The following is a 24,701-nucleotide window of genomic DNA, read 5'->3' on the forward strand; positions in this document are numbered from 1 at the left end:
TCCGAGAAGCTAGGTCTGCCTTCCGGAACGGGGGAAGCATGAGCGAAATCAGCGAAAGCCTGGCGGAAGCAGGGCAGGGCGCTCTGGCTGGAACTGCTGCGGAACGGCATGCGGGCAGTCACGGCGACGGCCATACGCATGAAAGCCATTGCCTCAACTGTGGAACCGCGTTGATCGGGTCGCATTGCCATGCCTGCGGGCAGGCGGCGCATGTGCACCGTACGCTTGGCGCATTCTTCCACGACCTGCTGCACGGCGTGTTCCATTTCGAAGGCAAGATCTGGCGCACCCTGCCGCTGCTGGTGTGGCGACCGGGCAGGCTTACCCGCGAATACGTCGACGGCAAGCGCGCCAGCTATGTTTCCCCGATCGCCCTGTTCCTGTTTTTCGTGTTCCTCATGTTCGCGGTCTTTCACGCGACCGAGAGCCATGATGAAAGCGCCGGCGGGGATCGCGTTATCCAGATCAACTCGAGCCTGGAGTCGGTGGAGGAAGATCTGGACCGGCTCAAGTCCGAGCGAGCCGAGGCAGTTGCAAAGGGGGCTCCGACCGCGAAGCTCGACGCTGATATCAAGGACAAGGAGGAGGCCCTCGAGACGCTGCATGATTTCGAGAACAGCGGCGTGAAGGAAACGTTGGGGGCAACGGGGGCTCGCAGCGATATTCCGCAGGTGGACAAGGCTCTCAAGACCTTCCGGGAGAACCCGGACCTCGCTGTCTACAAGTTGCAGACTTACGCTTACAAGTTCAGCTGGGCGCTAATACCGATTTCCGTGCCGTTCCTTTGGCTCCTGTTCCCGTTCAGCCGCCGGTTCCACCTCTACGATCACACGGTGTTCGTCACCTATTCGCTCAGCTTCATGACTCTGTTGATCATTGCGGCGATGCTGGCCGGAGCTTTCGGCGCGGGATGGGTGTGGATGGCACTGATCTTCGTGCCGCCTATCCACATGTTTCGCCAATTGCGCGAAACTTACAGGGTTTCGCGCTTCGGAGCCTTGTGGCGGACTTGGACGCTGCTCTGGTTCGCAGGTGCTGCGTTGCTGATCTTTTTCATTCTCATCATGGCTCAAACAGGCGGCTGACCCGGAACGCGCGCCCGAATCGCCAAAGGGGCGCAAGGGTTTGTGGCCCTTGCGCCCCTTCCTGCATTCTCCCGGGGGAGAGCCGTGTCTCGATCAGGCGCCCTGCGGAGCGGTCCCTCCGGAAAAGCGTTTGCCTGCCTTGGGGATCGACGAACCCGTCACCGGCCGGGCCGATGTCGGGCCGCGCGGCTCGCTCGGACGGTCCAGCGAACCGGTCTCCAGCAGCTGCTTGATCTCGTCGCCCGAAAGCGTTTCGTATTCGAGCATTGCCTTGGCCAGCGTGTGCAGTGCTTCGATCTTGTCGGTGAGGATCTGCGTCGCGCGGGCATGGGCATTGTCGACCAATGCGCGGATTTCGGCGTCGATGACCTTGTTGGTCTCGTCCGACGCCATCGTGCGCTGGGAGCCACCCATGCCGAGATAGCCTTCCTGGCTTTCCTCGTACTGAAGTGGGCCGAGCTTATCCGACATGCCCCACTTGGTGACCATGTTGCGCGCGAGGCTGGTGGCGTACTGGATGTCGGACGAGGCGCCCGAGGAGACCTTGTCGTGGCCGAAGATGATCTCTTCCGCCACGCGGCCGCCCATGGCGACCGAGAGGTTCGCCAGCATCTTGTCGCGATGGTACGAGTAGCTGTCGCGTTCCGGCAGGCGCATGACCATGCCCAAGGCGCGGCCGCGCGGGATGATCGTGGCCTTGTGGATCGGGTCCGAGGCTTCCTCGTTGACCGAAACGATGGCGTGACCGGCCTCATGATAGGCGGTCATTTTCTTCTCTTCCTCGGTCATGACCATGGAGCGGCGCTCGGCGCCCATCATGACCTTGTCCTTGGCGTCCTCGAATTCCTGCATGGCGACCAGGCGCTTGTTGCGCCGGGCAGCGAGCAGGGCGGCCTCGTTCACGAGATTCGCGAGGTCGGCACCGGAAAAACCGGGCGTGCCGCGGGCAATCACGCGTGCGTTGACGTCGGGCGCCAGGGGCACCTTCTTCATGTGCACGGCAAGGATCTTCTCGCGGCCCTCGATGTCGGGCACCGGCACCACGACCTGACGGTCGAAACGGCCCGGGCGCAGCAGCGCGGGGTCGAGCACGTCGGGGCGGTTGGTCGCTGCGATGATGATGATGCCTTCGTTGGCCTCGAAGCCGTCCATCTCGACAAGGAGCTGGTTCAGCGTCTGCTCGCGCTCGTCGTTCGAGTTGCCGAGGCCGTGACCGCGATGGCGGCCCACGGCGTCAATTTCGTCGATAAAGACGATGCACGGCGCGTTCTTCTTGGCCTGTTCGAACATGTCGCGCACGCGGCTGGCGCCGACGCCCACGAACATCTCTACGAAGTCGGAACCGGAAATGGTGAAGAACGGCACGCCTGCCTCACCGGCGATGGCGCGGGCGAGCAGGGTCTTGCCGGTACCGGGCGAACCGACCAGCAGCGCACCCTTGGGGATCTGGCCGCCGAGCTTGGAGAAGCGGCCCGGATCGCGCAGGAACTCGACGATTTCCTGCAGTTCCTCACGCGCCTCGTCGATGCCGGCAACGTCGTCGAACGTGACGCGGCCCGATCGTTCGGTCAGCATCTTGGCCTTGGACTTGCCGAAGCCCATCGCACCCGAGCCGCCGCCTTTCTGCACCTGACGCAGCGCGAAGAAGGCGATGCCCACGATCAGCAGGAAGGGCAGGGTCTGGGCGAGGATGTAGACCAGCAGGCTGCCCTGTTCGGCCTCCTTGCCGGAATACTTCACGTCGTGGTCCTGCAGCAGTTGGGTCAGCGTGGTGTCGCCGGGCACGGGCACGGTGGCGAAGCTGTCGCCATTGGTGAACTTGCCGGTGATGCGGTCTTCGCTGATTTCGACCGAGGCAACGCTGTCGGAGGCGACCTTGGCGCGAAAATCGGAATAGGGGATCGTCGGCCCGGCTTCGCCGCGCGCGCCGAACATCGAGACTACCATGAGCAGAGCAAGAAAGATGCCGCCCCAGACGAGGAGGCTCTTGATCCATGGATTGCCGTTGGGCTGGTCGTCGTTCATTGTCGGAGATGGTCCTTTCGCACGACAATGTAAGCGCGCCGGGCTGAATCTCAAGTTAGCATAGGCATACAGAGTAATCGTTTCGGCAGGCCGTTGCGGAAAAGCCTGCCAGGTGCCTGTTCGGCCTATTCGAGCAACTGCGCGCGCACGGCTTGCGCGGCATCGGCGGGCACCCCGATTTCAGCGAGATAGCCTTCGGCAGAGCCGCAGCGTTCCGCGATGGAATCGAGGAATGCCGAAATGTACGCCGGGCGCGCGCCGGCGAGGGCATCCATCACCGCTTCGGAAAGGCCGGCATAGGGGGACTTGGCATCCTGCGGGCAGGCCCCGAAGGCCGTGCGCAGGTTGACCGCCTTCTCGGTGAGCGTGAAGTCGGCGACGACGATGTCGCGCGGGACGCCGAGTACCGACAGCACCAGCGCGGCGGCCCCGCCGGTGCGGTCCTTGCCCGCCGTGCAGTTGAAGGCGATGGGCACGTGACCATCGGCAATGCGGCGGATGAGTTCGGCATAGGCCGGCGCCTGCTGGAAGGGCAGGTGACGAAAGCCCTCGGCCATGATCTCCATGGCCTGCTCCTCGCTGTCGATGCCGCGTTCGGCCATCGTGTGAAGCTGGCCGAAGACTTCCTGATGATCGCGGCTCCAGTATGTCACGCCCGCCTCGGCGCACCAGCGGTTGGGATCGCGCTTCTGCTCGCGCACGCTGCGGAAGTCGACGACGCAGCGGATGCCGAGATTGACAAGTTGTGCGGCGTCTGCAGGCGTTAGGCGGGCCATCGAGCCCGAGCGATAGAGCTTGCCCCACTTCACCTGCCGTCCGTCCGCCGTGGGATATCCGCCCATGTCGCGGAAATTGATGCCGCCCTCGAGCTGCAGCAGGCGTCGGGAAAGATTCTCTTCCATTTGCGCCTCAAGCCGTGAAGGCTGCCGGCCCCGACGGGCGGATATAGCGCGGCATGTCGATACCCTGCTGCTGGGCAGCGTCGAGGAAGATCTGCTCCATCGATCCGGCATGGTCGGTGGAGAGGTAATTGCCGCCATCGTCGAAGACGACGTTCACGCCCGAGACGACCATGAAGCCTTCGACCGGCTCGCCATCGTCGGGAATGTGGAAGGTGTGGACCGTACCCGGCGGTTCATAGAGATAGCTGCCCGCAGTCTGCATGTCCTGCGGGTACTCCTTGTAACCCCAGGTGCCCTTGAGCGTGAAGAAATGCACCGCGCCGGTGTGGAAATGCTTGGGAAGCTGCGTGCCCGGCGCATAGTGGGCGTAAAGCACCCAGGTGCCGTTGTCCGGATCGAGGAACAGCGGCCACAGCTTCATGCCCGGGATCAGGTGCCCCAGATCGATGGCCGGCTCTTCGTTGACGTTGAGCGAAAGCAGGCGGTCCTGCTCGTGGATTGCTAGCGGCAGCGGCATGGCGGGTATCCTCTCTCTATCGGGGACAGGATACCGCGATACCGGTGCGCGCAAAGCCCCCACATGACGCGGGGGCGGTACTTCACGCCTTCACGAGTTGATAGTCGCCCGCATCGTCCACCTGCGCCTTCCAGCCCGGATAGACGACGATGGTGGTGAAGGTCTCTTCGATGATGGCCGGACTCATCACTTCCATGCCCGCTTCGAGGTCCTTGCCGCGATAGATCGGCACCTGGGCGAAACCCTCGCCGAGATTGGCACGGCGTTTCTTCGCCGGCGTCGGAGCCTTACCCGAGGGCGTGAAGCCTCCCGAAGCCTTGGGAGTGCGCGTCTCGACGTGGGCGGCGAGGCGGACGCCCGAGATTTCCGGGATCTCGTGTTCGCGGATGTGGGCGTATTCGTCCATGTGGCGCTGGTTGAACAGCTCGATGGCGCGTTCGCCGAAATCGTCGCCGATGAACGAGAGATCGCCCAGCGGCACATCGGCCTTGTAGTCGAGCGAGAGCGAGAAGTTTTGCCCCGGATAGCGCATGTTGAGCTGGTAGTTCACGCGGATGTCGTCGGCATCGAAGTGCGCGTCTGTGAAGTACTTGCGCGCGCGGGTGGACAGGTCGGTCCAGAGCTGGCGGATGCGGTCGAGATCGGGCGCCTTGGCCGAGGCGATGTAGGAGCGTTCCTCATCGATCGTCGGGTTGGCGACCAGCGTGCCGAGCGCCGAGAACGTGGGCGAGGCCTTGGGCACCAGCACGCGTTTGATGCCGAGATCCTCGGCCTGAATCGCCGCGAAGGCCGGGCCGTTGCCGCCATAGGCGAGCATGACGAGGTCCTTGGGATCGATACCCTTGCCCGCGGTCGTGCGGCGCACGCCCTGGCTCATGTTGGCATTGACCACGCGCCAGCAGTCGAACGCGGCCTGTTCGGCATCGTAGTCGTCGCCGACGTCTTCCATTTGCTCGGCGATTGTCTGGAAGGCTTCGGTCACGCCTTTCTTCGAGAGCGAGAAGCTGCCGCCGGCAAAGCCTTCGTCGGTCGAGAGGATGCCGAGCATCACCAGCGCGTCGGTGACGGTCGGCTCGGTGCCGCCGCGGCCGTAGCAGATCGGGCCGGGTTCGGAGCCTGCCGACTTCGGGCCGACTTCGAGCGCGCCTGCATTGACATGACAGATCGAGCCACCGCCGGCGCCGAGCGTCTCCACCTTCACCATCGGCACGCCGATCAGGTAGCGGTGGTGCATGTTCCAACCGGCCTCGGCCGGGGCCTGTCCACCGACCACCAGCGACATGTCGTAGCTGGTGCCGCCCATGTCGACGCAGAGCAAGTCGGGGCAGCCCTTGGCACTCCCGGTATGGGCAGAACCGATCACGCCGCCCGCAGGGCCCGAGGCCAGCACGCGGATCGGAGCGCCGTCGATGTATTCCTTGGTCATCACGCCGCCGGCGGCCTGCATGACCATGAGCTGGTTCTTGTATCCGCCCTCGACGAGGCGCTGCACCAGCTTTTCCAGATAGCCGATCACGCGCGGGCCGACATAGGCGTTGACCACGGTGGTGGAGGTGCGGTCGTACTCCGGCGCGCGCGGCAGCACTTCGTGGCTGGCGGAGATATAGGCGTTCTGGATTTCCTGGGTGACGATCTCCTTGGCCCGGCGCTCGTGCTCGGGGTTGACGAAGGAGAACAGGAAGCTGATCGCGACTGCCTCGACATTTTGCAGGCGCAGCTTGCGGCAGGCCTCGCGCAGCGCGTCTTCGTCGAGCGCGTGATGCACGGTGCCGTCATGCAGGATGCGCTCGGGCACGGTCAGGCGGCGGCGGCGCGGGGTGATCTGCTTGGGCGGCGCGAGCCGCACGTCCCAGATGTCTTCCTTGAAACCGCGGCGGTACTCGATCTCGTCGCGGAAACCCTCGGTGGTGATGAGGCCGGTGAGCGCGCCGTTCATCTCGATCAGGGTGTTGTCGGCCACGGTCGTGCCGTGGACGATGGCTTCGCACTTGCCGAGGAAGTCGCCGAGTTCGAGGCCTTCCTTCTCGGCCAGCTTGCCGAGGCCCTCCATCACGCCCAGCGAGCGGTCCTCTGGAGTGGAGAGGTTCTTGTGCAGCACCACTTCGTCGCCCTTGAGAAGCGCGAAGTCGGTGAAAGTGCCGCCGATGTCGATGCCAACGCGATAGGTCATTTGCTTGCCTTTTGCTGAAGAGCCGAGCGGCTCTCCGTCCCTCCCTGATCGTCGCCCTCGCGAAGGCGGGGGCCCCGCTGTTTTCTCATGCGCAGTCGCAGGAAGCGGGATCCCCGCCTGCGCGGGGATGACGATGAAACTGAACTAAGTGCCGGTTACTCCGCCGCTTCCGCCATGGCCGACATTTCGGCCCGCAGCGCCTTGGTCGCTTCGTGGTCCACGGCGAGCGTGTAGTCCTCGAGGCTGCCGGTCAGCACCACGCCGTACTTGGCGCGCGCGGCTTCGGGGCTGACATACTCGTCGAGCACGTCTTCCTTCACCGCTTCGGGATCGCGCAGCAGCGGCTGGCCGAAGCCCGCACCGCCGCCGTGCTGGTAGGCGATCACGGCGCCTTCGGGGAGCAGGTCCTGCGCGGTGCGTTCAATCTTGCGCTCGTTGGGCGAGCCCACCTCGAAGTGGTTGGTATAGGGAATGGCATCCTCGCCGCCGCACATTCCCCGCAGCGGGTGATCCGCCGAAACCATCCAGGCCATCGCCGAAGTCGGCTTGAGCACCTGCTTCACATTAAGCGAGCCGGGCGCGCCGCGCCACTGGCCGGCGCCGCCGCCGTCAGTGGTCATCTCGCGGCTGATGTTGAGGATCGGGAAGCGGCTTTCCGCGTCCTCCGCCTCCGACAGGATCAGGTTGCCCAGCGAATTGGGGCACGATCCCCAGCCGTCGAGGCCCTGGATCGCGGAGACGTCCATCGAGCGGCAATCGACGCCCTGGTCCATCCACATCATGCCGTTCTCGTCGAAACCGATGACGGCGTTGGGCATGCCGATCTTGTAGAGCTGCGGCTGGGCCCGTTCGGGCGCGACCTGGCTGAGTGCGACGCAGACCGCCTCGGTGATTTCGCAGGCCGGGTGGAACGAGCCGAGCGCAGCGGGCTTGTTCGGCGGCGGCTGCGCGATGCAGCCTTCGGGGATCACGATCTCCACCGCGTTGAACATGCCCTCGTTGCGCACGATCGTCGGGTCGAGGTGCGTGATCACCTGCGTCATCACGTAGCTGCGCGAATTGGCGAAAGTGTTCCACACGCCGACGAGGTCCTGCCGGTCGTCAGTGCCGGTAAGGTCGACGGTGAGCTGGCCGCCGTCCACGGTGCAGGCGACATGGACCTTGATGTCCTTGGTGCCCGCGGTGTCGTGGTCGATGAAGACGGTGCCTTCATACGTGCCGTTCGGCCACTTGGCGATTTCCTCGCGCATGCGCTTTTCGGTGTGTTCGATCGAGTGGTTGATCGCGGCCTTCACCGTTTCCGAGCCCCACTTCGCCAGCAGGTCCTCCAGCATCTTGGCGGCATGCTGCACGCCGCCGATCATCGCAGCGATGTCGCCCGCGAACGTGGCGAAACGGTTGTTGCGCACCACGAAGTCGAACACGTCCTTGCGCAGCTCGCCGCGGTGGACGAGCTTGAGGCAGGGATAGATCACGCCTTCGGTGAAGACGTCGGTCGCTTCCAGCGTGAAGCCGCCCGGATCCTTGCCGCCGGTATCGCCCTGGTGGGCCTGCAGCGTCTGGATGCAGATCAGTTCGCCCTTTTCGTCGTAGACCGGGCCGTAGACGTTGTAGTCGGGCAAGTGGCCGCCGCCGTGATCGGGATCGTTGGCGAGGAACACGTCGCCCGGTCCCCAGTCGTAACGCTCCTGATTCATCAGGCCCCAGCGCGTTTCCATCTGGTTCACGAAAGTGAGGTGCGGCGTACCGATCGCGCCCATGGCCAGGCGGCCATGCGCATCGACGATAGCGGCATTGCGCTCGTTCGACTGGTTGATGATGGGAGAGGATGCGGCCCGGCCGAGGTAGGTCGCGCTCTCGAAGCAGACGGTCTCGAAGGCGCCGCGGATGATGTCGGCGGTAACCTGGTCGATCTCTGCAGTTGTCGGCAGGGGCTCGCGCGGGGCGGCCAGCTTGCGGTTCAGTTCGTAGGACATCGCTATAGTTTCCTCTTCCGCCCGTCCTTCTTGTTCGTCGAGGATCGGGATAGGGCCACGGTCTGTCCATCTCTCGACAAACGGCGCGGCTCGGCGTGCAATTTGCGAAAAGCAGCGCTATCGCGCGACCGACCTTTCGACCATGCCCGTAAAGGCCATCGGAGCAGCACCGCGATGAAGACCACCGGCCGCATCCACCCCGTCTATGCCGGGATGGAACGCACCGTATTCGACCGAATGTCTGCGCTCGCGCGCGAACTCGGGGCTATCAATCTGGGGCAAGGCTTCCCCGATGCGCCCGGTCCCCAGCCAGTGCTCGAAGCCGCCTCGCGTGCCCTGCGCGAAAAGTCGAACCAGTACCCGCCCGGTGCAGGCCTGCCGGAGTTACGTCGGGCGATCTGCAGCTATTACACGCGGCGCCAAGGGCTTGAGATTTTACCTGAGCAAGTGACGGTAACCTCCGGAGCTACTGAGGCAATTGCCGCATCGGTACTGGCGCTCGTGCAGCCTGGCGACGAAGTGATCCTGTTCCAGCCTGCTTACGATGCCTATGCGCCGATGGTCCGCCGGGCAGGGGGTGTGCCGGTCTCGGTCATGCTGCAACCACCGCTTTTCCGGTACGATGCGGAAGCGCTGGAGCAGGCCATCACGCCGCGAACGCGCGTGCTTATGCTCAACGACCCGCTCAATCCTGCAGGCACCGTGGCAAGCGAAGGCGAACTTGCCGCCATCGCGCGGACCTGCGTGAGACACGATCTGATCGCAATCTGCGACGAGGTCTGGGAAGACGTGCGTTTCGACGGCGTGCCCCACAAGTCGCTGATGAGCTTTGCCGACATGGCGGACCGCGCCGTGAAGATCGGCTCCGCCGGCAAGATATTCGGCATCACCGGCTGGAAGATCGGCTGGATGATCGCACGGGACGACCTTGCTGAAGCCGTATCCCGTGCCCACCAGTTCCTCACCTATGCCAGCGCCCCGCCGCTGCAATGGGCGGTGGCCGAGGGCCTGGAGATGCCCGACGCGATGCTGGCAGATCAGCGGGCCGAATGGGCCGCTGCGAGGGGCCGGCTCAAGGCGGGGCTTGAGGAGACCGGCTTTGCCGTCCTGCCCAATGCGGCGACGTGGTTCCTGTGCATCGACCTTGCCGCTTCGGGCATCATGCTCGGCGACCGGGAGTTCAGCGAGCGTGCCGTAACCGAAGCGGGCGTTGCGACCGTTCCGGTCTCGGCGCTGTACGAAGGCGCTGTGAGGCCCGAGCACATCGTGCGCTTCTGCTTTACCAAGCCGCATCCGATGCTGGACGAGGCGGTGGACAGACTGGCCCGGTGGCGTCGCAGTCTGGGATAGGGTATCGCCTGCGCGGACACGGCAGCTCATGCGCCGCGTCCGTGCAAGCGGCTCTGCTTAGAACTCTAGGTTGTAGAGTTCTCTGGCGTTGAGCTCGAGCACGCGCCTGCGCGTTTCTTGATCGTGCTCGGCCAGCACAGCGACGAGCTTGTTCTGGACGCCGGGGTAGAGCGAGGTCGGGTGCGGATAGTCGGTTTCGAACATCACCTTGTCGACGCCGATCTCGTCCAGCATGTTGCGCGGCGCGTAGTCCTCGAACCAGAAGCTCACCCAGAAGTTCTGCTTGAAGTATTCCTTGGGCCGCTTCTTGAGGCCGCGGTTCTGCGCGGTGCGGAATTCGTCGAGCTGGTGCTCCATGCCTTCCAGCCAGAACGGCACCCAGCCGGCCCCGCTTTCGATCAGTCCGATCTTGAGGTTCGGGTACTTGTCGAGAATGCCCGAGACCATGAAGTTCGACATCGTGGCGGCGCACCCAATGTGGTGAATCAAGGCGTGGATCGGCAATTTCTGATCGAAGCCGAGATTGTCCCAGATTGCGGTGTTGGCGTCGAGCGAGGCGTTGAGGTGGAAGTTGAGCGGAATGCCGGTCGCTTCACAGGTCTCGAACACTTCCTCCCAGAAGGGCGAGACGCCGCCGTCCGGGCCGACATAGCCTTCGGACAGGCGCTCGGGCCGGTCGGGCAGGGTGATGCCTTTCAGGCCGAGATCGGCAATGCGCCGCATCTCGGCATTCATCACGTCCTTGCCCCAGTAGGGCAGGGTGCCCATACAGTTTATGCGGCCGTCGGAGGCGTCCATCCTGTCCTTGCAGGCATCGTTGAAGATCTGCGTGATGGTGATGGCAAGCTCGTCGTCATTGAGCGCGACGAGCGATCCGGCCTGGGTGACGCCGCCGTTCTGGAAACAAATCTGCGCCCAGACGCCCATCGCGTCCATCGCATCCAATCGGGCGCCGACGTCGAACGATCCGGGGTCGATCTGGTCGTAGTTGGGGAAGGCCAGCCGTCCGAGCAGCTTGTTGCGGTCCTTGCCGATGACGTTGCCGCCCATCGAGCCGAAATGGCGATCGCCCACGAACCATTGGTCCGCGCCGTCGATGCGCCTGACATGCGGCATCTTATCCTTCAAATGCGCGGGTGCGTTGGCCGTCCAGAGATCGGCAGGCTCGGTGAAATGCGTGTCGCAATCGACGATCTTGATTCCGGCGAACATCGGATCGAGGCCGCGGGCCTCCGTGGCGAAATCGACTTCGCGGATATGCCCGCCAGGCGCCCAGCCTTCCTTGAGCCAGTAGCTGGCGGCATCATCCGCCCGGGCTTTGACTACGCTTTCCGTCTTTGTATCGGTTGACATGGCTCTCTCCCGTGCATGACGCTTCGTGGCGCCACATTCGTGCAATTCCGGGCGCTTTCCGCATCCGGGCAGCCATGATCCTAACCCTGCACAAAATATGTAGCAAGCGTTTGGTTAATTATGCGGGTCGGCGCCGTGGCTGCTGGCGCGGGAGGGTGGGGCCGGCTCTTTCAGCGATCGGCAACTGCAGATGCCGGTTGTGTCGCGGAAGCTTTTTTCCGGCGGCGCACGAGTTGTCCGTTGACGTAGTGCCACAGGAAGGCGGCGGGCAGGGCCAGGCCGATGATCCAGTGGATCAGGCTGCTCCATTCGCGCAAGGCTTCGCCGCCTGCGTAGTACAGAAGATAGCCGGTCACGACGAGGACGCTCAGCACCACACTCAGCACGATGCCCGCGAAGCGCTGGGCCGTGTGGTGCCAGCCCTTGGGGATGTGCGCGACGAACATGCCGCCGATTCCGAGCAGGGCAGGAATGAGGAAGAGGCCATGCAGCTTCATCATCCACGGCTCGAGAGGGTTCATCTCCGGACCGAAGTCGCCTTCTGTCTGCCCGTAGTAATGAAGCAGCAGCCACGCGGCGCCGGTCAGCCACAGCCCCGTGCCCGAAAGGCTGAGTAGCCAGATCTGCCACGAAGCAAGGCGTGCTGTCCGGCGGTTGGGCATTTGTCGGTCGTCTCCAGATTTCAGTCGGTCAGCACGAAGCCGCCACGCGTTTCAAGCAGGCGCCGGGCCATGTCACGATCGGCCATGGCGATCTTGGTCATGGCGTCCGCAATCGCGCAGCGGTCGGCCACGACGGTCACGCGCTCCTTGCAGACGAGCGCCTTGCGGTCAAAGCCGATGTGCGGCGTGAAGATGCGCCCCCAGCGGCGGCGGCGGTTGTTCAGATTGGCCGAAGTGGCCACGGCGCGGTCGGTCAATTCGATTTCCTTGCGAACCGTTCCATCGGCATCCCTGAGCGCCACCGGCCAAGCGCGGTTGCCGAACATGCGCATGTCCCCGCCGGCATTGATCAGGCCTTCGCTTGCACCGGCTTTCTTCAGGGCCGTGACGGCGCAGTCGACGGCATAGCCCTTGGCAATGCCGCCCAGGTCGATCAGTACGGGGCGCGAGCAGAGAACCTGCCCGCACTCGAGGATTTCGATGTCTGCTCCTGTTCCCCAGCGCAAGGTTCGCCGCCGCGAACGCGGGGCGGGGAGAAAGCCGCCGCGCACCAGTTCGCGTCCTATAGTCACGTCGAACAGGCCGTCGCTGGCGCGGTGGAGGTCCTGGGCAAGGCGCAGAACTTCGGCCGTTTCGGGAGCGACCGCAACGATCTGGCCCGGCGTTGCCTGGCGGATGCGGGCGAGGTCGCTGTCTTCCGCGTGAAACGACATGAGCGCCTGGACGCGCGCGATCGCCGCGAAGGCCGCATCGATTGCCGGTGCGGCCTCCTCGGGCACGGTTACCTCGACAAAGGTGCCGAGGAGCGGGCGGCAGCGCGTGTGCACGGAGGGCCGTTCAGGGCTTGGCCAAAGCCACCTGATGCAGCGCCAGCAGGCGTTTCACTCCGTCGGTGATGTTCCTGCACGACAGGGTGGCACCCGAGATGTTCGGGATGTCCTTGTTGAGCTTGAACGGATCGCTCACGGACTTGCCGCGGAACAGGTTGCGCCACTTGGCATTGCGCACCTGGCTGCCCTTGCTCTCGCGGTAGGACATGATCTCGACGCCGAGCACATGTCCGTCCATCGAAATTCCCGTAGCATAGGTGATCATTTCATGCTTGCCGATCACCTCGTCGACGATGACCCAGCCGACCTGCTTGCCGCCGGCGATGGCTTTCCAGACGCTCGGCTTGTCGGTGCGCTGCGGCACGTGTGCGATCGACTTGATCTGCTTGAGCTGCGCCGAGGATAGCGACACCGGATAGGCCGCAAAGCTCGTCGCATTGGGGATCACGGCGCGCTGTGCCTGTTCGACGTTGAGATAGTCGACGGCATAAGCCGGCGTGGCCATCACGGTCAGGGCGGGCAGGCTCAGCATCGCCGTCCAGATCGAACGGTTCATTGCCTTTTTCCTCCTCAGAAGTTGTAGCCCAGCTTCAGCCGGAACTCGTTCTTGGTCTTCTCGATCAGGTGAAGATCGCTGGTCTGGCCGGGGTACCGCTCACCGCCACCGGCGATCTGCGGGAACCAGGTGAGTGTCGCCCACATGGTCCTGCCGCCGTAGTGGATCGACGGACCGGCAAAGAGCGACCAGCGTTCGTTGCCGACTTCGGTCTCGTATTCCGAAGTCCACTGGGTTTCGGCGCCGATGAACCAGTTGGGTGCCACGCGGTACGACAGGCCCGTGCCGGCGGAGACCTCGATTTCCATTTCCGGCGTTGTCGGCCAGTCGAATCCCTCGGGCAGGTCGGCAATCGCGCCGCGGTCCTCGTAGCCGGCCTTCAGGCCGATGTTGCCGATCCAGGTGAGCTGGCCTTGCATGAAGTACTTCTGCGCAGCGAGGACCGTGTGGGCCTCGTATTCGAGCTTGTCCTGGCCGCTGTGCGGGTCGAGCCGGTTGACCTCGACCGAGGTGATGATGGCGAGGCCGAAGTTGTCGAGGGCAGGGCTCAGGACATTGAACTTGGCGCCCAGCTCGACGCCGGAGAAGCGCGGACCCTTGTCGATGGGCTTGGGCAGGTAGCCGTCGATGGTCAGACCGGCCGTATCGATCGAGAGGATGTTCGCCGCCACCGAAACCTGGATGCGATCGGTGATGCCGTATTCGAGTTCAAGCTGCGTATCAATGGCACGGTAGTGCCCCTCGCCCTTGCCGGAACGCAGCGTGTTGAAGATGTACAGGTCGCTCGATCCCTTGGGCAGGACCTCCGCACCGGCATTGTACCCGAGCAGGTTTTCGTCGGCATGGGCGACGCCGGGCAGGGCAAGACAGGCGGCTGCTGCCGCCCAAGCGAATCGATTGTTCATGAATCCCTCACTGTTTTTTGGTGTGACGTCGCACGTATCGCTACTGAGAATGCGTCGCAACAGCTATTTTCACAATCCAGCAACAATTGATTTGATCTGGATCAAATAATTGAGGGTGATTTGCAATTTCATCACGATATGTGCCCGCGGGAAGCAGGCGAGGGCGCCTTGGCAGTTTACGCGCACGTCGAGACCGGGGCCGTCATGATGACGGCCCCGGTCCCTTGGTCTGACATGGAATGAATCTGACGCTTCGCGGAAAGGCGGATGCCTTCAGGCGCCGCAGGCCTCTGATGGAGACGAGTGCGCGTCAGTCGTTCTTGCGATAGAGCATGATCGCCCAGCGCAAGTTTCCGTTTGCGGCACCCTGTACCCAATGATCGAGCCCGGCCGACATGCGCGACACGAAGGCGTCCGGCAGGCCAAGCTCGTCCTTGCGGGCCAGCATTTCCTCACGCACGCGCCGGTAGTGCGTGCCGAGTTGGCCGGTGAGTTCCTCGGTCTCCACTTCGGTGAAGCCACGGGCGGTCAGGCCGTCGCGGTAGAAGCCGATGGAGGCCAGATCGGGCAGGTGGATGCGGTCGTAGATCGGCTGCAGCGCGGCCTTGTCGGCAAGGCCGTCGGCCTGCATGGGGTCGTGAAAGACGAACAGGGCGCCGGGCCTGAGAACGCGGGCCACTTCGTCGAGCACGGCGCCGCGGTCCGGCGCGTGCAGGATCGCGTCCTGGCTCCAGGCCACGTCGAAACTCTCGTCCGCAAAGGGCATGGCGTCGAACGATCCGTCTACGACCTCGATGCGGTCGGCAAGGCCGGCGGCCTCGGTCAGCTTGCGGTTGCGTTCGTTCTCCACGCTCGAGAGGTTGAGGCATGTCACCTTCGCGCCGTACTCGCCGGCGAGTACGCGTGCGGCACCGCCATAGCCCGAGCCCAGGTCGATGACGCGCTTGCCGGACAGGTTGCCGAGCTTTCCCGCCATGTGCTCCACGGTGAGGCGGCTTGCGGCGCGGATGTCGTCGGTGGTGTCGTAGAGGCCGATGTGAATGTCTTCGCCGCCCCATACTGCGCTGTAGAAGCCATCGGCCTCGTCGCTGTCGTAATAGTCGCGGGCGATCGCGACCCCTTCTGCCACATCATTCATAATTCTTCTCCGCCACGTGAACGAAGAAATCGGGATTGGCTTCCTCGCTCTCTTCCTGGAAGTCGCCGTAAGTCTTGATCTTCCGGAAGCCCGCGTCCTCCAGAAGTCCGCGCATGTACTGCTTGCGCAGCGGGAACATGTTGAGGTTGTGCGAGGAGCCATCGGGGAACCGGTATTCGAACCGGGCCAGACCTTCGTCCACGTGCACCGGTTCTGCCACCACCTGATCGCCGCAGTAGTAGTACTTGTGCTTCGACGAGAACCCGTGATCCAGGATGCCGTCGTAGTTGCGCTGATCGATGATGAGAATGCCGTCGTGCTTCAGGGCAGCGTAGAACTCGGCAAGCGCACGGCGACGGTCCGCTTCGTCGAACAGGTGCGTGAAGCTGTTGCCCAGGCATATGATCGCGTCGAACTTCCCGTGGATGTCCTTGTTCAGCCAGCGCCAGTCGGCATGGATGGTCTTGAGCACGACGCCGTGCCGCATTCCGTTATCGAATGCCTTGGCCAACATCTCGGCGGACCCGTCGGACGATGAGACATTGAAGCCCGCTTTCAGCAATTGCACCGAATGAAAGCCGGTGCCGGCAGCTACATCGAGCACGGCGTGCTTGCCACGCGCCTTGAGCACGTCGATGAAAAAGCGGCCTTCGCTTTCGGCGCGCTGCTGCCAATCGATGAGTTCGTCCCACTTCTCGACAAAGCCGCGGACGTATTCGGATACGTATTTGTCCGTTTCCCGGACGGCGATGGGATCCTTCCCGTAGTCTTGCGCATCTTCCGGTGCGAAGACAGTCTGTTGCTGATCGTTGATAGATCTTCCCCTCGTTTTTCGGACGTCGCAAATAACCCGTCGCGAGAGATACGCGCGGGATAACCAGAGATCACTGCGGAAGTGTGCACTTTTGTACCAAAGATAATCTGGGGTGGCCACACTGAAAGGGGGCGATTTTTATCGGTGATTTTGGCTTTACTATATCTTCGTTTATTGCATCAATGACAAAGTAATGTTTAAACCGTCATTGGAATAATGAAGTTTTCATTGCGCCTATTTCAAATACGGGCTGAGAAGATGCTTCAATTCACAGCGGGTGGGTTCTTGTCTGCCGCAAAAGTGCAATATTCTGACCACCGCATCGACCGGCACAGGATATGCCAACATCTTCAAGGGTTTGTATGGTGCAGTGCACAATCGGTCTGGCGGCGCATATTCCTCCGGCACATGTAGCGGACAAGTTGCTGACAGCGCCGTGGAGGTGAAACGGTGCACGGAAATGTCGGGAATGCCGGTCGGCCGGCCGCGTTCGGGGGGGTGTGGAAGGCAATATCGATTCGGGAGGTTTGTCGATTCCACACCGCGAAATTGCCGGTGCACAGGGATGGAGCGCTCGCGGGTGCCGGCCAGCAACCAGGGTTGCCGCCTCAGGCGTTCAGGCCGCCGTTGACGCTGATGACCTGACCAGTAATCTTTGCGGCGCCATCGCCGCAAAGGAACAGAGCCAGCGGGGCGATGTCGTCGGCAGAGGGCAGGCCTAGCCCGGCCCGTCTGGCAGCCTTGGCCATCCTCTCTGATCCCATGCGCAAGGCGCTCTCCGTACCTTCCACGAAGCTGGGGGAAATGACATGGGCGCGGATGCCGTCTCGGGCGGCTTCCAGCGCGAAGTTGCGAATGAAGCCGATCGTTCCGGCACGCGCGGCGCCGATCAGGGTCTGGCGCGGAGCGGCATATATGCCGGCATCCGATATGAATCCGATCAGGGTCCCGCCCTGTTGGGCAAGGAAATCGTAGGAGGCATGAGCCAGCCGTTCGATCCAGCCAACCGAGACGTTCAGGAAATCTCCGAAGACTTCGGGCGAAGTCTCCGGAAACAGGCCGGTAATTCCCATCGGTCCGGTCGCGGTGCAGTCGACCACCGCGTCGATGCGGCCATATTGTTCCGCCACTTCCGCCACGAGCGTTTCAGCCGCATCATCGTCCCAGATATCGGCGAGGAACCCGTCGATTGGGCCGAGATAGGAAAGGCCGGTCACGGCCGCGTCGACTTTGTCCTGCCGGCGCCCGTGCAAAGCCACCTTCCAGCCCTGCGAAAGCGCATGGCGCGCAATCGCACTGCCGATCGATCCCGAGCCGCCGGCAATCAGCAGAACCTTGTGGTCAGTCACGTGCGCCCACGTCAGTCATTGTCGAACGCCGCGCGCAGGTCGTCGGGGGCGAGGTCGGAGAACTTGGTGATCCGCGCCTCGAACTTCAGGCGCACGCGCCCGGTTGAACCGTGACGCTGCTTGGCGACGATCAGTTCGGCAAGCCCGGTCACCTGTTCCATCTTTTGGCGCCAGGCCTCCCACTTCTCGACGACGTCCGGCGGATCGTTTTCGGCCGGGTACTTGGGCTCCGTAGCATTGACGTAGTAGTCCTCGCGATAGACGAACCAGACCATGTCGGCGTCTTGCTCGATCGAGCCGGATTCGCGAAGGTCGGAGAGCATCGGCTTCTTGTCTTCGCGCTGTTCCACCGCACGCGACAGCTGCGACAGGGCGATAACCGGAACTTCAAGTTCTTTTGCCAGGGTCTTGAGACCGCGGGAAATTTCCGAGATTTCGTTCACGCGGTTGTCCTGCGCACGGCCCGATCCGGACAGCAGCTGCAGGTAGTCGATGATGATCAGGCCGATATTGTGGCGGCGCTTGAGGCGGCGCGCGCGAGTGCGCAGCGCGGCGATCGAAAGGCCCGGGGTGTCGTCGATGAACAGCGGCAGTTCGGCCAGGCGCTGGCTGGCGAATGAGAGTTGCTGGAAGTCCTCGCGGCTGATCTTGCCCATGCGCAGCGCTTCGGACGAAATGCCCGACTGTTCGGCCAGGATACGCGTCGCCAACTGGTCAGCGCTCATTTCGAGGCTGAAGAAGGCCGTCGGCGCGCCTACCGACTTGGCGTGCTCGATGCCGTCGCGAACGGTATCGTCGACATAACGCTGGGCGGTGTTGAAGGCGATGTTGGTGACCAGCGAGGTCTTGCCCATGCCGGGACGGCCGGCAAGGATGATAAGGTCGGAATCGTGCAGGCCGCCGATCTTCTCGTTCACCGAGTTGAGGCCGGTGGTCTTGCCCGAGATGTGGCCGCCCGAATTGAACGCCTTTTCGATGTTGAAAATGGCCGTGCGCGTGGCGGCGCCGAAGCTCTTGGCCTCATTGGCGGAGGCAGCGCCTTCCGCCACCTTGTAAAGCGCGGCTTCCGCCCGTTCCACCTGCTCCATCGGTTCGACCGATTCGGAGGTGTCCATCGCGCCTTCGACCAGCCCGCGACCCACCGAGATCAATTCGCGCAAGAGAGCCAGGTCGTATATCTGGTCGGCCAGTTCGCGCGGGGCCAGCAAACCCTGGCCATCGGCCGTCAGGCGGGCGAGATAGGCCACGCCGCCCAGGGCCTTCAGCGATTCGTCGGCTTCGAAATAGGGCCGCAGTGTCACCGGGGTGACCACGGCCTTGCGGTCGAGCAGGTTGAGGATGCGCTCGTAGATGCGGGCATGGACGGGCTCGAAGAAATGCTGCGGTCCAAGCTGGGTCTGCAGTTCCTCGATTACGCGGTTGTCGATCAGCACTGCGCCCAGAAACGCGGCTTCCGCCTCCACGTTCGAAGGAAGGGTACGCGCTTCGGATTCGGCAGTTTTTACGAGAAGGTCTTGCTGAGCCATAAGCGCGGTACCATGGTCTCGCCGGCCCGCACTCGCAAGCATGACGTGCGCCGATTTTATTCCACAGCTTGTGGATGGTGACGGGTCGCCCGTTCGTCGGGCTTGCCCGGGCGTGCTGCAAGCGCGTAAAGGCGGTGCGCATCATGGCGGACCCGCGCATCACCCATATCGAACTCGACGACGCGACCATTCTGTGGCGCAACGCCGATATCGAGCAGGAACGCCGTATCGCCATCTTCGACCTGATCGAAGACAACGTTTTCAAGCCCGTTCGCACTTTCGAAGCCGGTCACGAAGGCCCCTACCGCCTGCGGCTGTCCGTACGCGACGGGCGGCTGTCGATGGAGATCGCCAGCGAGCAGGGCGAACCACTGGAAACCCTTGTGCTGGGGCTGGCGCGCTTTCGCCGCCCGATCCGCGAGTATTTTGCGATCTGCGAGAGCTACTACCAGGCGATTCGCAAGTCGACGCCACAGGAGATCGAGACCATCGACATGGCCCGCCGGGGCGTCCACAACGAGGCAGCGGAATTGCTGCTGGAGCGGCTGGAGGGCAAGGTCGAGACGGACTTTCCTACGGCCAGGCGGCTGTTTACGCTGATCTGCGTCCTGCATATCCGCGGCTGAGGAGGGGGAATTGGCTCGGGGAGCTACCAGGGGCCGCAAGGCAGCAAGGATGCGCGGCGCTACCAGGCTGCGAATCCTGGGTCTTCTATTACTCATTGCGATGGTCTCCGGTGCATGGGGCTGGTGGCAATGGCACCACTGGTTGCCGGATCGCGGCACGTTTCCCGTGCAGGGCGTGGAGATCGGTGCAGACGATGGGGCGGTGAATTGGGCTTCGCTCAAGGCCATCGGCGCGGACTTTGCCTATATCGATGCCAGTGCCAGTGCATTCGCCCGCGATCCGCGCTTCGTCGAAAACTTCGATGCCGCGCGCGCGGCAAACATGCAGGTCGGAGCCGTCCACCGCTACGACCCCTGCCAGCCGGCCGAAAAGCAGGCGGCCAACTTCGTGACCACCGTCCCGCGCGATGCGTCCCTGCTTCCTCCCGTGGTTGAACTCGACATGCTGGCGGACGACTGCCCCGTGCGTGTCAGCGATGCCAAGGTGGAAAGCGAACTGATGACCTTCCTCAATCAGGTCGAGACTCATGCCGGCAAGCCGGTGATCCTCAAGGTCACTTCGCGCTTCGAGGATCGTTACGGCATCGCGCACAAGCTCGACCGCAACCTTTGGCTGGTCCGCGACCGCTTCATGCCCGCCTATGCCGGAAGGCCATGGACACTGTGGACTGCCAATACGAGCCTTGCCAACGAGATTGCGCAGGATGGATTGCGCTGGATAGTGGTGCAACCATGAACGAGAGCCAGCGAGATGCCCTGATAGCCGCGGCTCGCGAGGCCGCCGCCGGGGCCTATGCGCCGTACTCGCACTTCCATGTGGGCGCGGCCTTGCTCATGGCGGATGGTTCCATCGTCACCGGCGCCAATGTCGAGAATGCCAGCTACGGCCTCGCCCTGTGCGCCGAGACGGTCGCAGTCGCCAAGGTCCTCTCGGCGCCCGAGCGAGGCGCGCTCGAGGCCGTGGCAGTGACCGGAGGCGCCGCGGGTGCACCGGGCGAGGGAGCAACGGTGACGCCATGCGGACGCTGCCGTCAGATACTCAACGAAGTGGCGCAGTTGGGCGGCACCGATCCGGTAATCTGGTGCGACGGTGCGGAAGGCGTGTTGGAAATGCGCCTGTCGCACCTGCTGCCCTATGCATTCGGCCCGGCGAACCTCGACTGAGGCGTGACCTCGACAAGGCCAACCTGGCGCAAGCCCGCAATCAGGACCGCGCGCCGCTCTCGCGTTCGATAAGCCATTCAAGCAGTGCCCCCATGCAATCGCGGCCGAGTTGCTGCGAGCGCTCCGGGCTCCAGGCCTGCCGGCGGTCTGCTGCGGGATCGTGGTCCTTGAACGGCATTTCCAGCGTCATCGAGACACAGCCGAAACGTTCGGCCAGCTGGTTGGTCGACATCGCGAGGTTGCCCTTGCCCGGTCGCGCGACAGGATATCCCAGTTTGGTCTGGAAATCGGGCGTGCGCCGTTCCAGCAGATCGGCGAAGCGATTGTAGCCGGCGAGCTGCTCGTCCTTGAGCGAGGGAATGCCTTCGAAGCCGGCCAGGAATACCGCCGGAATCGCCTCGTCGCCATGAACGTCCATGGCGAAATCCACGCCGCTCTCGTCCATGGCATTGCGGATGGCCAGGACTTCGGGGGATTTTTCGGGGGTAGGGGTGTCCCATTCGCGGTTGAGGTTCGTACCCGCCGCATTGGTACGCAGATGGCCGCGCTTCGAACCGTCGGGATTGGCGTTTGGAACCACGTGCAGACGGCAACGGCGGCGCAATTCGCGTGCTGTCGAACTGGTGCGGTCGGTCAGGAGCTCGAGCGCGCCTTCCATCCACCATTCGGCCATCGATTCGCCGGGATGCTGGCGGGCATAGAGCCAAACCTGTGTTTGTCCCGCCCCCATTTCCAGGCAGTCGATCGGCTGGCCATCGAGCGTCGTGCCGAGGCAGCGATAGTCCACGCTGCTGGCACTGGCCATTCGGGCGACGAGGTCGTGGTGACGCTCCATCGAGTAGGGCGCGAAATAGGCGAACCAGGCGAGGTTGCCCGTGGGCTTGTAGCGGATCGTCAGCGAACCGCCGTCGCGCCCTTCGTCCCAATGGCTTTCCGCGCGGCCCCAGAATTGCCGGTCTTCCGATACGCAGGCGTTGTAGCCGGACCACCCCATCGGATAGGCCGAACCGTTGAGGCCTGTGATCACGAGCGTGATCGCCCGCCCCTTCGCGCCGCTGACGCGGAAATGGAACCACTGGAAGAAGTCGGAGTTGCGATCGCGCCGGATGGCAAGGCGGGCGGTTGTATCGTCGATGGAGAGGACTTCGATGTTGCCGGAATCGAAAGTTGCGCAGATCTGGATATCGTTCATTTCACCAGGATAGTTTCGCCGGACTCGCCCGGAAACCCCTTGAACAGGGCTTCCGTCATTTTCGCTGCACCCAGCGGCGTCTGTGCCAATGGCGAATCGGCGCGGACAGTGAAGCTGGCACGGCCTTCCCACAGGTGCCTTCCGCTGGCGCGTTCCATGATGGTGACCGCGATCTTCGTATCCACCTGCTCGGGCGGCGGTCCGGACAGATCTATGCCGACCCCGACGCCCACGCCTGATCCGTAGCTACCGGTGCTGCCGCCGACGCCCACCGAAACCGGGTTCGATCCGCGTTGCGGCTGATAGCGGTGGCGCTCCAGGCTCAGCACTGCGACCTGTTCGCCCGTGTCTTGTCCGGGGATTGGCTCGCTGTAGCCCAGCCGTGTCAATTCACGCATGACGGCATTGGCATAAGTGCGAAATTCCATGTCGTCGGCTTGTCCCTCGGCCGGTTCGACGTGGATGGTTCCCCCGCCCAGCATCGCGACATCCGGCGCGTGGAAGCGCGTGACCTCGACCGGCCCCACGGGAGAAACGCAACCGGGCAGAGCCACGGTGGCGGCAAGCGCCAGCAGGCTGAATGCCTTGCCGGAAAGACGCAGGAACGGGCGGTAAGTCATTGCATCCTCTCCAGTGCCGACGCGTAGCAGACATCTCGCGCCGGTGTGGCCCCTGCTTCAAGCGGATGCAAGCACTGCTCAACCCATCGGTGCGTCTGCGGGAACGACGCTACCCGCCCTTGGGAAGTCGTCGAAGAGGGTGTCGGCGAGTTTTCCAGCGATACGCGCGTCATTCCAGTCCTCGTCACCTTCGCGCGTTGCTATGCTCGCATAGCCTTCCCAGAGCACCTTTCCGCTCGCCTTGTCGGTGATGCGGGCATCGAGCCGGGTCGAGATCAGGGCCGGGCGGGGTTTGGAAAGGTCCACGTTGACGGCAAGGCCGTAGGCGGAGCCACGCGTGCCGACCGACATCGCTGCACTGCCGCTTACGGGATTCTTCTTTTCCTCGGCAGGGGCGAGGACCCGCCGGGCTATCTTCAGCGTCACCAGTTGGGCGTTTGCATCTCCCGAATGCCGGGTCTCGTACCCGGCGCCGATCAGTGCATCGACGATCGCCGCCTCGTAGGCGGCGCGCCGGCTCTCCTCGACCCAAGGGCCGTCGCCGGATTCGGATTGGACGGTGACGGGGCCCTGGCCGAGTCGTTCAGCCGCCCCTGCGACGACGAAGCGGCTGACATCGACGCGGCCTTCGCGTGGATCGCGATGGCGGCTGTCGGCGGCCGGTGCACGCATCGGGCTGTCCCAACCGGGGGAACGCCAGCCGGAGCCCCAGGGCCTTTCTTGCGCTTGCGCGAACGAGGGGACGAACAGCATGGTGGCCATGGCGGCGGTGAAGGCCGCATGTTTGAGCAATGTCATGAGTTTTATCGTTCTGTCCGAAAGTCGTGGTGTCGCGCCCGAATACAGCTTATGCGCCCGTTCGATTGCGGGCAGATGAATGAAGCCTTCGAATCCCGGTTTTCGGCTTCCCGCGCTTGACTTCGCAGGCCTGTGAGACTAACGGCCCCACTTCGAATTTCCGGCGGTCGGAAACCGCCCAGACAAACGAGACATACGATGAAGATTCGCAATAGCCTCAAGTCGCTCAAGGGTCGTCACCGCGATAACCGCGTGATCCGTCGTCGCGGCCGTACCTACGTCATCAACAAGACCAACCGCCGCTTCAAGGCGCGCCAGGGCTGATTCGGTTCGCCCATCCCCGTCGGAAACGGCGGGGATTCCAGGCGGACGGGCCATTGCGATGACGATCAGGCCCCCGCCATTCGCGGGGGTCTTGTCATGTCTGCCATTCGAGCTGTCGTTTTCGACGTGGGGCGAGTGCTTGTCCAGTGGGACATGCGCTGCCTGTTCGCCAAGCTGATCGACGATCCCGAGCGGCTCGACTGGTTCTGCAGCACGGTCGTAACCGAGGAGTGGCACTTCCAGCATGATGCCGGCCGCGACCTCGACGAGATGGTGGCGGAACGCAAAGCCGAATTTCCCGGGCACGACGACCTGATCGACGCCTACGCCACGCGCTTTCTCGAAACGATACCCGGCAATGTCTCCGGCAGCCACGAGATCGTGCGCGATCTGGCGGACCGAAAGATTCCGCTGTTCGCCATAACCAACTTCGCCAGTACGTTCTGGCGCCAGTTCCGCGCCACCGAACCGCTTTTCGACATGTTCGGCGACATCGTGGTTTCCGGGGACGAGAAGCTGGCGAAGCCCGATGCCAGGATTTTCGACCTTGCCGCGCGTCGCTTCGGGCATGAGCCCGGCGACATGCTGTTCATCGACGACAATGCCGCGAACGTCGCCGCCGCGCGGGACCTTGGCTGGCACGTGCATCACTTCGAGGATGCGGGTCGTCTTCGCGCGGACCTGCAGGCCCGCGGGCTGCTCGGTTAGGCGGGCGGCAAACTGCCTTCGGCGAAAGGTCGAAGAGTGAAATGGTCCGTTTCCATCGAAATTGTGCGCCGGCATTTTCTTTCGCAGTTGCAGCGTAAGTGCTTGGCAAGT

24 protein-coding genes are annotated in these 24,701 nt (G+C 63.4%); 7 read left to right on the forward strand and 17 right to left on the reverse strand.

What is annotated here, in order from left to right:
- The first annotated feature begins 38 nt into the window (after positions 1-38).
- Positions 39-1,085: a DUF3667 domain-containing protein gene (locus LK12_RS08095; RefSeq protein WP_039281893.1), complete on the forward strand. Its 1,047-nt coding sequence runs from the start codon at positions 39-41 to the stop codon at positions 1,083-1,085.
- Between the two features lie 93 nt (positions 1,086-1,178).
- On the opposite strand, the gene ftsH is transcribed toward LK12_RS08095, so the two are convergent.
- The 5 genes from ftsH to LK12_RS08120 form a co-directional block, all read right to left on the reverse strand.
- Positions 1,179-3,110, reverse strand: a complete 1,932-nt coding sequence (gene ftsH, locus LK12_RS08100) for an ATP-dependent zinc metalloprotease FtsH (RefSeq protein WP_039281896.1) — start codon at positions 3,108-3,110, stop codon at positions 1,179-1,181.
- A 125-nt stretch (positions 3,111-3,235) separates the two neighbouring features.
- Complete coding sequence (locus LK12_RS08105; RefSeq protein ID WP_039281899.1) at positions 3,236-4,012, reverse strand: tyrosine-protein phosphatase; 777 nt, start codon at positions 4,010-4,012, stop codon at positions 3,236-3,238.
- 7 nt (positions 4,013-4,019) lie between these two features.
- Positions 4,020-4,529 carry a 2,4'-dihydroxyacetophenone dioxygenase family protein gene (locus LK12_RS08110; protein WP_039281901.1) on the reverse strand — a complete coding sequence of 170 codons (510 nt, stop codon included), beginning with the start codon at positions 4,527-4,529 and terminating at the stop codon, positions 4,020-4,022.
- Between the two features lie 82 nt (positions 4,530-4,611).
- Complete coding sequence (locus LK12_RS08115) at positions 4,612-6,699, reverse strand: hydantoinase/oxoprolinase family protein (protein ID WP_039281904.1); 2,088 nt, start codon at positions 6,697-6,699, stop codon at positions 4,612-4,614.
- A gap of 155 nt (positions 6,700-6,854) precedes the next feature.
- The gene (locus LK12_RS08120) at positions 6,855-8,675 is read right to left on the reverse strand and encodes a hydantoinase B/oxoprolinase family protein (protein WP_039281909.1); all 1,821 of its coding nucleotides are present in this window, start codon (positions 8,673-8,675) and stop codon (positions 6,855-6,857) included.
- A gap of 174 nt (positions 8,676-8,849) precedes the next feature.
- Between LK12_RS08120 and LK12_RS08125 the strand changes: the two genes are divergently transcribed.
- Positions 8,850-10,025, forward strand: a complete 1,176-nt coding sequence (locus LK12_RS08125) for an aminotransferase (RefSeq protein WP_039281911.1) — start codon at positions 8,850-8,852, stop codon at positions 10,023-10,025.
- 57 nt (positions 10,026-10,082) lie between these two features.
- Here the strand turns inward: LK12_RS08125 and LK12_RS08130 are convergent, their stop codons facing one another.
- From LK12_RS08130 to LK12_RS08170, 9 genes are all read right to left on the reverse strand, one after another.
- Positions 10,083-11,378: an amidohydrolase family protein gene (locus tag LK12_RS08130; RefSeq protein ID WP_039281914.1), complete on the reverse strand. Its 1,296-nt coding sequence runs from the start codon at positions 11,376-11,378 to the stop codon at positions 10,083-10,085.
- A gap of 170 nt (positions 11,379-11,548) precedes the next feature.
- Positions 11,549-12,040, reverse strand: coding sequence for a hypothetical protein (locus LK12_RS08135; RefSeq protein ID WP_052223280.1), 492 nt, complete (start codon positions 12,038-12,040; stop codon positions 11,549-11,551).
- A gap of 20 nt (positions 12,041-12,060) precedes the next feature.
- Entirely contained in the window at positions 12,061-12,867 is an 807-nt protein-coding gene (locus LK12_RS08140) for an FAD:protein FMN transferase (RefSeq protein ID WP_052223281.1), read from the reverse strand.
- 10 nt (positions 12,868-12,877) lie between these two features.
- Positions 12,878-13,426 carry an FMN-binding protein gene (locus LK12_RS08145; protein WP_039281919.1) on the reverse strand — a complete coding sequence of 183 codons (549 nt, stop codon included), beginning with the start codon at positions 13,424-13,426 and terminating at the stop codon, positions 12,878-12,880.
- A 14-nt stretch (positions 13,427-13,440) separates the two neighbouring features.
- Positions 13,441-14,331, reverse strand: coding sequence for a DUF6662 family protein (locus tag LK12_RS08150; protein ID WP_039281921.1), 891 nt, complete (start codon positions 14,329-14,331; stop codon positions 13,441-13,443).
- Positions 14,332-14,641: 310 nt separating this feature from the next.
- On the reverse strand, positions 14,642-15,469 hold the full coding sequence (locus LK12_RS24905; protein WP_039281923.1) for an SAM-dependent methyltransferase: 828 nt from the start codon (positions 15,467-15,469) through the stop codon (positions 14,642-14,644).
- Positions 15,462-16,403: a glycine/sarcosine N-methyltransferase gene (locus LK12_RS25420; RefSeq protein ID WP_456237687.1), complete on the reverse strand. Its 942-nt coding sequence runs from the start codon at positions 16,401-16,403 to the stop codon at positions 15,462-15,464. The genes LK12_RS24905 and LK12_RS25420 overlap by 8 nt, the downstream gene beginning before the upstream one ends.
- A 488-nt stretch (positions 16,404-16,891) precedes the next feature.
- On the reverse strand, positions 16,892-17,632 hold the full coding sequence (locus LK12_RS08165) for an SDR family NAD(P)-dependent oxidoreductase (RefSeq protein ID WP_039281925.1): 741 nt from the start codon (positions 17,630-17,632) through the stop codon (positions 16,892-16,894).
- Between the two features lie 11 nt (positions 17,633-17,643).
- Positions 17,644-19,158: a replicative DNA helicase gene (locus tag LK12_RS08170; RefSeq protein ID WP_039281928.1), complete on the reverse strand. Its 1,515-nt coding sequence runs from the start codon at positions 19,156-19,158 to the stop codon at positions 17,644-17,646.
- Between the two features lie 143 nt (positions 19,159-19,301).
- Here LK12_RS08170 and LK12_RS08175 point away from each other — a divergent pair, with 143 nt between their 5' ends.
- The 3 genes from LK12_RS08175 (at position 19,302) to LK12_RS08185 (ending at position 20,948) form a co-directional block, all read left to right on the forward strand.
- Positions 19,302-19,784, forward strand: a complete 483-nt coding sequence (locus LK12_RS08175) for a UPF0262 family protein (RefSeq protein WP_039284961.1) — start codon at positions 19,302-19,304, stop codon at positions 19,782-19,784.
- Positions 19,785-19,884: 100 nt separating this feature from the next.
- Positions 19,885-20,520, forward strand: coding sequence for a glycoside hydrolase family 25 protein (locus LK12_RS08180; protein WP_407938134.1), 636 nt, complete (start codon positions 19,885-19,887; stop codon positions 20,518-20,520).
- Positions 20,517-20,948 (forward strand): cytidine deaminase, encoded by a 432-nt coding sequence (locus LK12_RS08185; RefSeq protein ID WP_039281931.1) that lies wholly within the window; start codon positions 20,517-20,519, stop codon positions 20,946-20,948. The genes LK12_RS08180 and LK12_RS08185 overlap by 4 nt, the downstream gene beginning before the upstream one ends.
- 40 nt (positions 20,949-20,988) lie before the next feature.
- Here the strand turns inward: LK12_RS08185 and LK12_RS08190 are convergent, their stop codons facing one another.
- The 3 genes from LK12_RS08190 to LK12_RS08200 all read right to left on the reverse strand — a co-directional run bounded on the left by LK12_RS08190 (position 20,989) and on the right by LK12_RS08200 (position 23,558).
- The gene (locus LK12_RS08190) at positions 20,989-22,140 is read right to left on the reverse strand and encodes a M14 family metallopeptidase (protein WP_039281933.1); all 1,152 of its coding nucleotides are present in this window, start codon (positions 22,138-22,140) and stop codon (positions 20,989-20,991) included.
- Entirely contained in the window at positions 22,137-22,760 is a 624-nt protein-coding gene (locus LK12_RS08195; RefSeq protein ID WP_197063499.1) for a DUF4136 domain-containing protein, read from the reverse strand. The genes LK12_RS08190 and LK12_RS08195 overlap by 4 nt, the downstream gene beginning before the upstream one ends.
- Before the next feature lie 78 nt (positions 22,761-22,838).
- Entirely contained in the window at positions 22,839-23,558 is a 720-nt protein-coding gene (locus LK12_RS08200; RefSeq protein WP_039281935.1) for a DUF4136 domain-containing protein, read from the reverse strand.
- A gap of 198 nt (positions 23,559-23,756) precedes the next feature.
- Here LK12_RS08200 and ykgO point away from each other — a divergent pair, with 198 nt between their 5' ends.
- The gene (gene ykgO / locus LK12_RS08205) at positions 23,757-23,882 is read left to right on the forward strand and encodes a type B 50S ribosomal protein L36 (protein ID WP_004210176.1); all 126 of its coding nucleotides are present in this window, start codon (positions 23,757-23,759) and stop codon (positions 23,880-23,882) included.
- A gap of 96 nt (positions 23,883-23,978) precedes the next feature.
- The gene (locus tag LK12_RS08210; RefSeq protein ID WP_039281959.1) at positions 23,979-24,590 is read left to right on the forward strand and encodes an HAD-IA family hydrolase; all 612 of its coding nucleotides are present in this window, start codon (positions 23,979-23,981) and stop codon (positions 24,588-24,590) included.
- Positions 24,591-24,701 lie beyond the last annotated feature (111 nt).

The organism is Novosphingobium malaysiense, assembly GCF_000802225.1.
Taxonomy (GTDB): Bacteria; Pseudomonadota; Alphaproteobacteria; order Sphingomonadales; family Sphingomonadaceae; genus Novosphingobium; species Novosphingobium malaysiense.

Bases quoted from the DNA above. Each gene is read 5' to 3' on its own strand.
- LK12_RS08095 (WP_039281893.1), top strand. From the start codon at position 39: ATGAGCGAAATCAGCGAAAGCCTGGCGGAAGCAGGGCAGGGCGCTCTG.
- ftsH (WP_039281896.1), bottom strand. From the start codon at position 3,110: ATGAACGACGACCAGCCCAACGGCAATCCATGGATCAAGAGCCTCCTC.
- LK12_RS08105 (WP_039281899.1), bottom strand. From the start codon at position 4,012: ATGGAAGAGAATCTTTCCCGACGCCTGCTGCAGCTCGAGGGCGGCATC.
- LK12_RS08110 (WP_039281901.1), bottom strand. From the start codon at position 4,529: ATGCCGCTGCCGCTAGCAATCCACGAGCAGGACCGCCTGCTTTCGCTC.
- LK12_RS08115 (WP_039281904.1), bottom strand. From the start codon at position 6,699: ATGACCTATCGCGTTGGCATCGACATCGGCGGCACTTTCACCGACTTC.
- LK12_RS08120 (WP_039281909.1), bottom strand. From the start codon at position 8,675: ATGTCCTACGAACTGAACCGCAAGCTGGCCGCCCCGCGCGAGCCCCTG.
- LK12_RS08125 (WP_039281911.1), top strand. From the start codon at position 8,850: ATGAAGACCACCGGCCGCATCCACCCCGTCTATGCCGGGATGGAACGC.
- LK12_RS08130 (WP_039281914.1), bottom strand. From the start codon at position 11,378: ATGTCAACCGATACAAAGACGGAAAGCGTAGTCAAAGCCCGGGCGGAT.
- LK12_RS08135 (WP_052223280.1), bottom strand. From the start codon at position 12,040: ATGCCCAACCGCCGGACAGCACGCCTTGCTTCGTGGCAGATCTGGCTA.
- LK12_RS08145 (WP_039281919.1), bottom strand. From the start codon at position 13,426: ATGAACCGTTCGATCTGGACGGCGATGCTGAGCCTGCCCGCCCTGACC.
- LK12_RS08150 (WP_039281921.1), bottom strand. From the start codon at position 14,331: ATGAACAATCGATTCGCTTGGGCGGCAGCAGCCGCCTGTCTTGCCCTG.
- LK12_RS24905 (WP_039281923.1), bottom strand. From the start codon at position 15,469: ATGAATGATGTGGCAGAAGGGGTCGCGATCGCCCGCGACTATTACGAC.
- LK12_RS08170 (WP_039281928.1), bottom strand. From the start codon at position 19,158: ATGGCTCAGCAAGACCTTCTCGTAAAAACTGCCGAATCCGAAGCGCGT.
- LK12_RS08175 (WP_039284961.1), top strand. From the start codon at position 19,302: ATGGCGGACCCGCGCATCACCCATATCGAACTCGACGACGCGACCATT.
- LK12_RS08180 (WP_407938134.1), top strand. From the start codon at position 19,885: ATGGTCTCCGGTGCATGGGGCTGGTGGCAATGGCACCACTGGTTGCCG.
- LK12_RS08185 (WP_039281931.1), top strand. From the start codon at position 20,517: ATGAACGAGAGCCAGCGAGATGCCCTGATAGCCGCGGCTCGCGAGGCC.
- LK12_RS08190 (WP_039281933.1), bottom strand. From the start codon at position 22,140: ATGAACGATATCCAGATCTGCGCAACTTTCGATTCCGGCAACATCGAA.
- LK12_RS08195 (WP_197063499.1), bottom strand. From the start codon at position 22,760: ATGACTTACCGCCCGTTCCTGCGTCTTTCCGGCAAGGCATTCAGCCTG.
- LK12_RS08200 (WP_039281935.1), bottom strand. From the start codon at position 23,558: ATGACATTGCTCAAACATGCGGCCTTCACCGCCGCCATGGCCACCATG.
- ykgO (WP_004210176.1), top strand. From the start codon at position 23,757: ATGAAGATTCGCAATAGCCTCAAGTCGCTCAAGGGTCGTCACCGCGAT.
- LK12_RS08210 (WP_039281959.1), top strand. From the start codon at position 23,979: ATGTCTGCCATTCGAGCTGTCGTTTTCGACGTGGGGCGAGTGCTTGTC.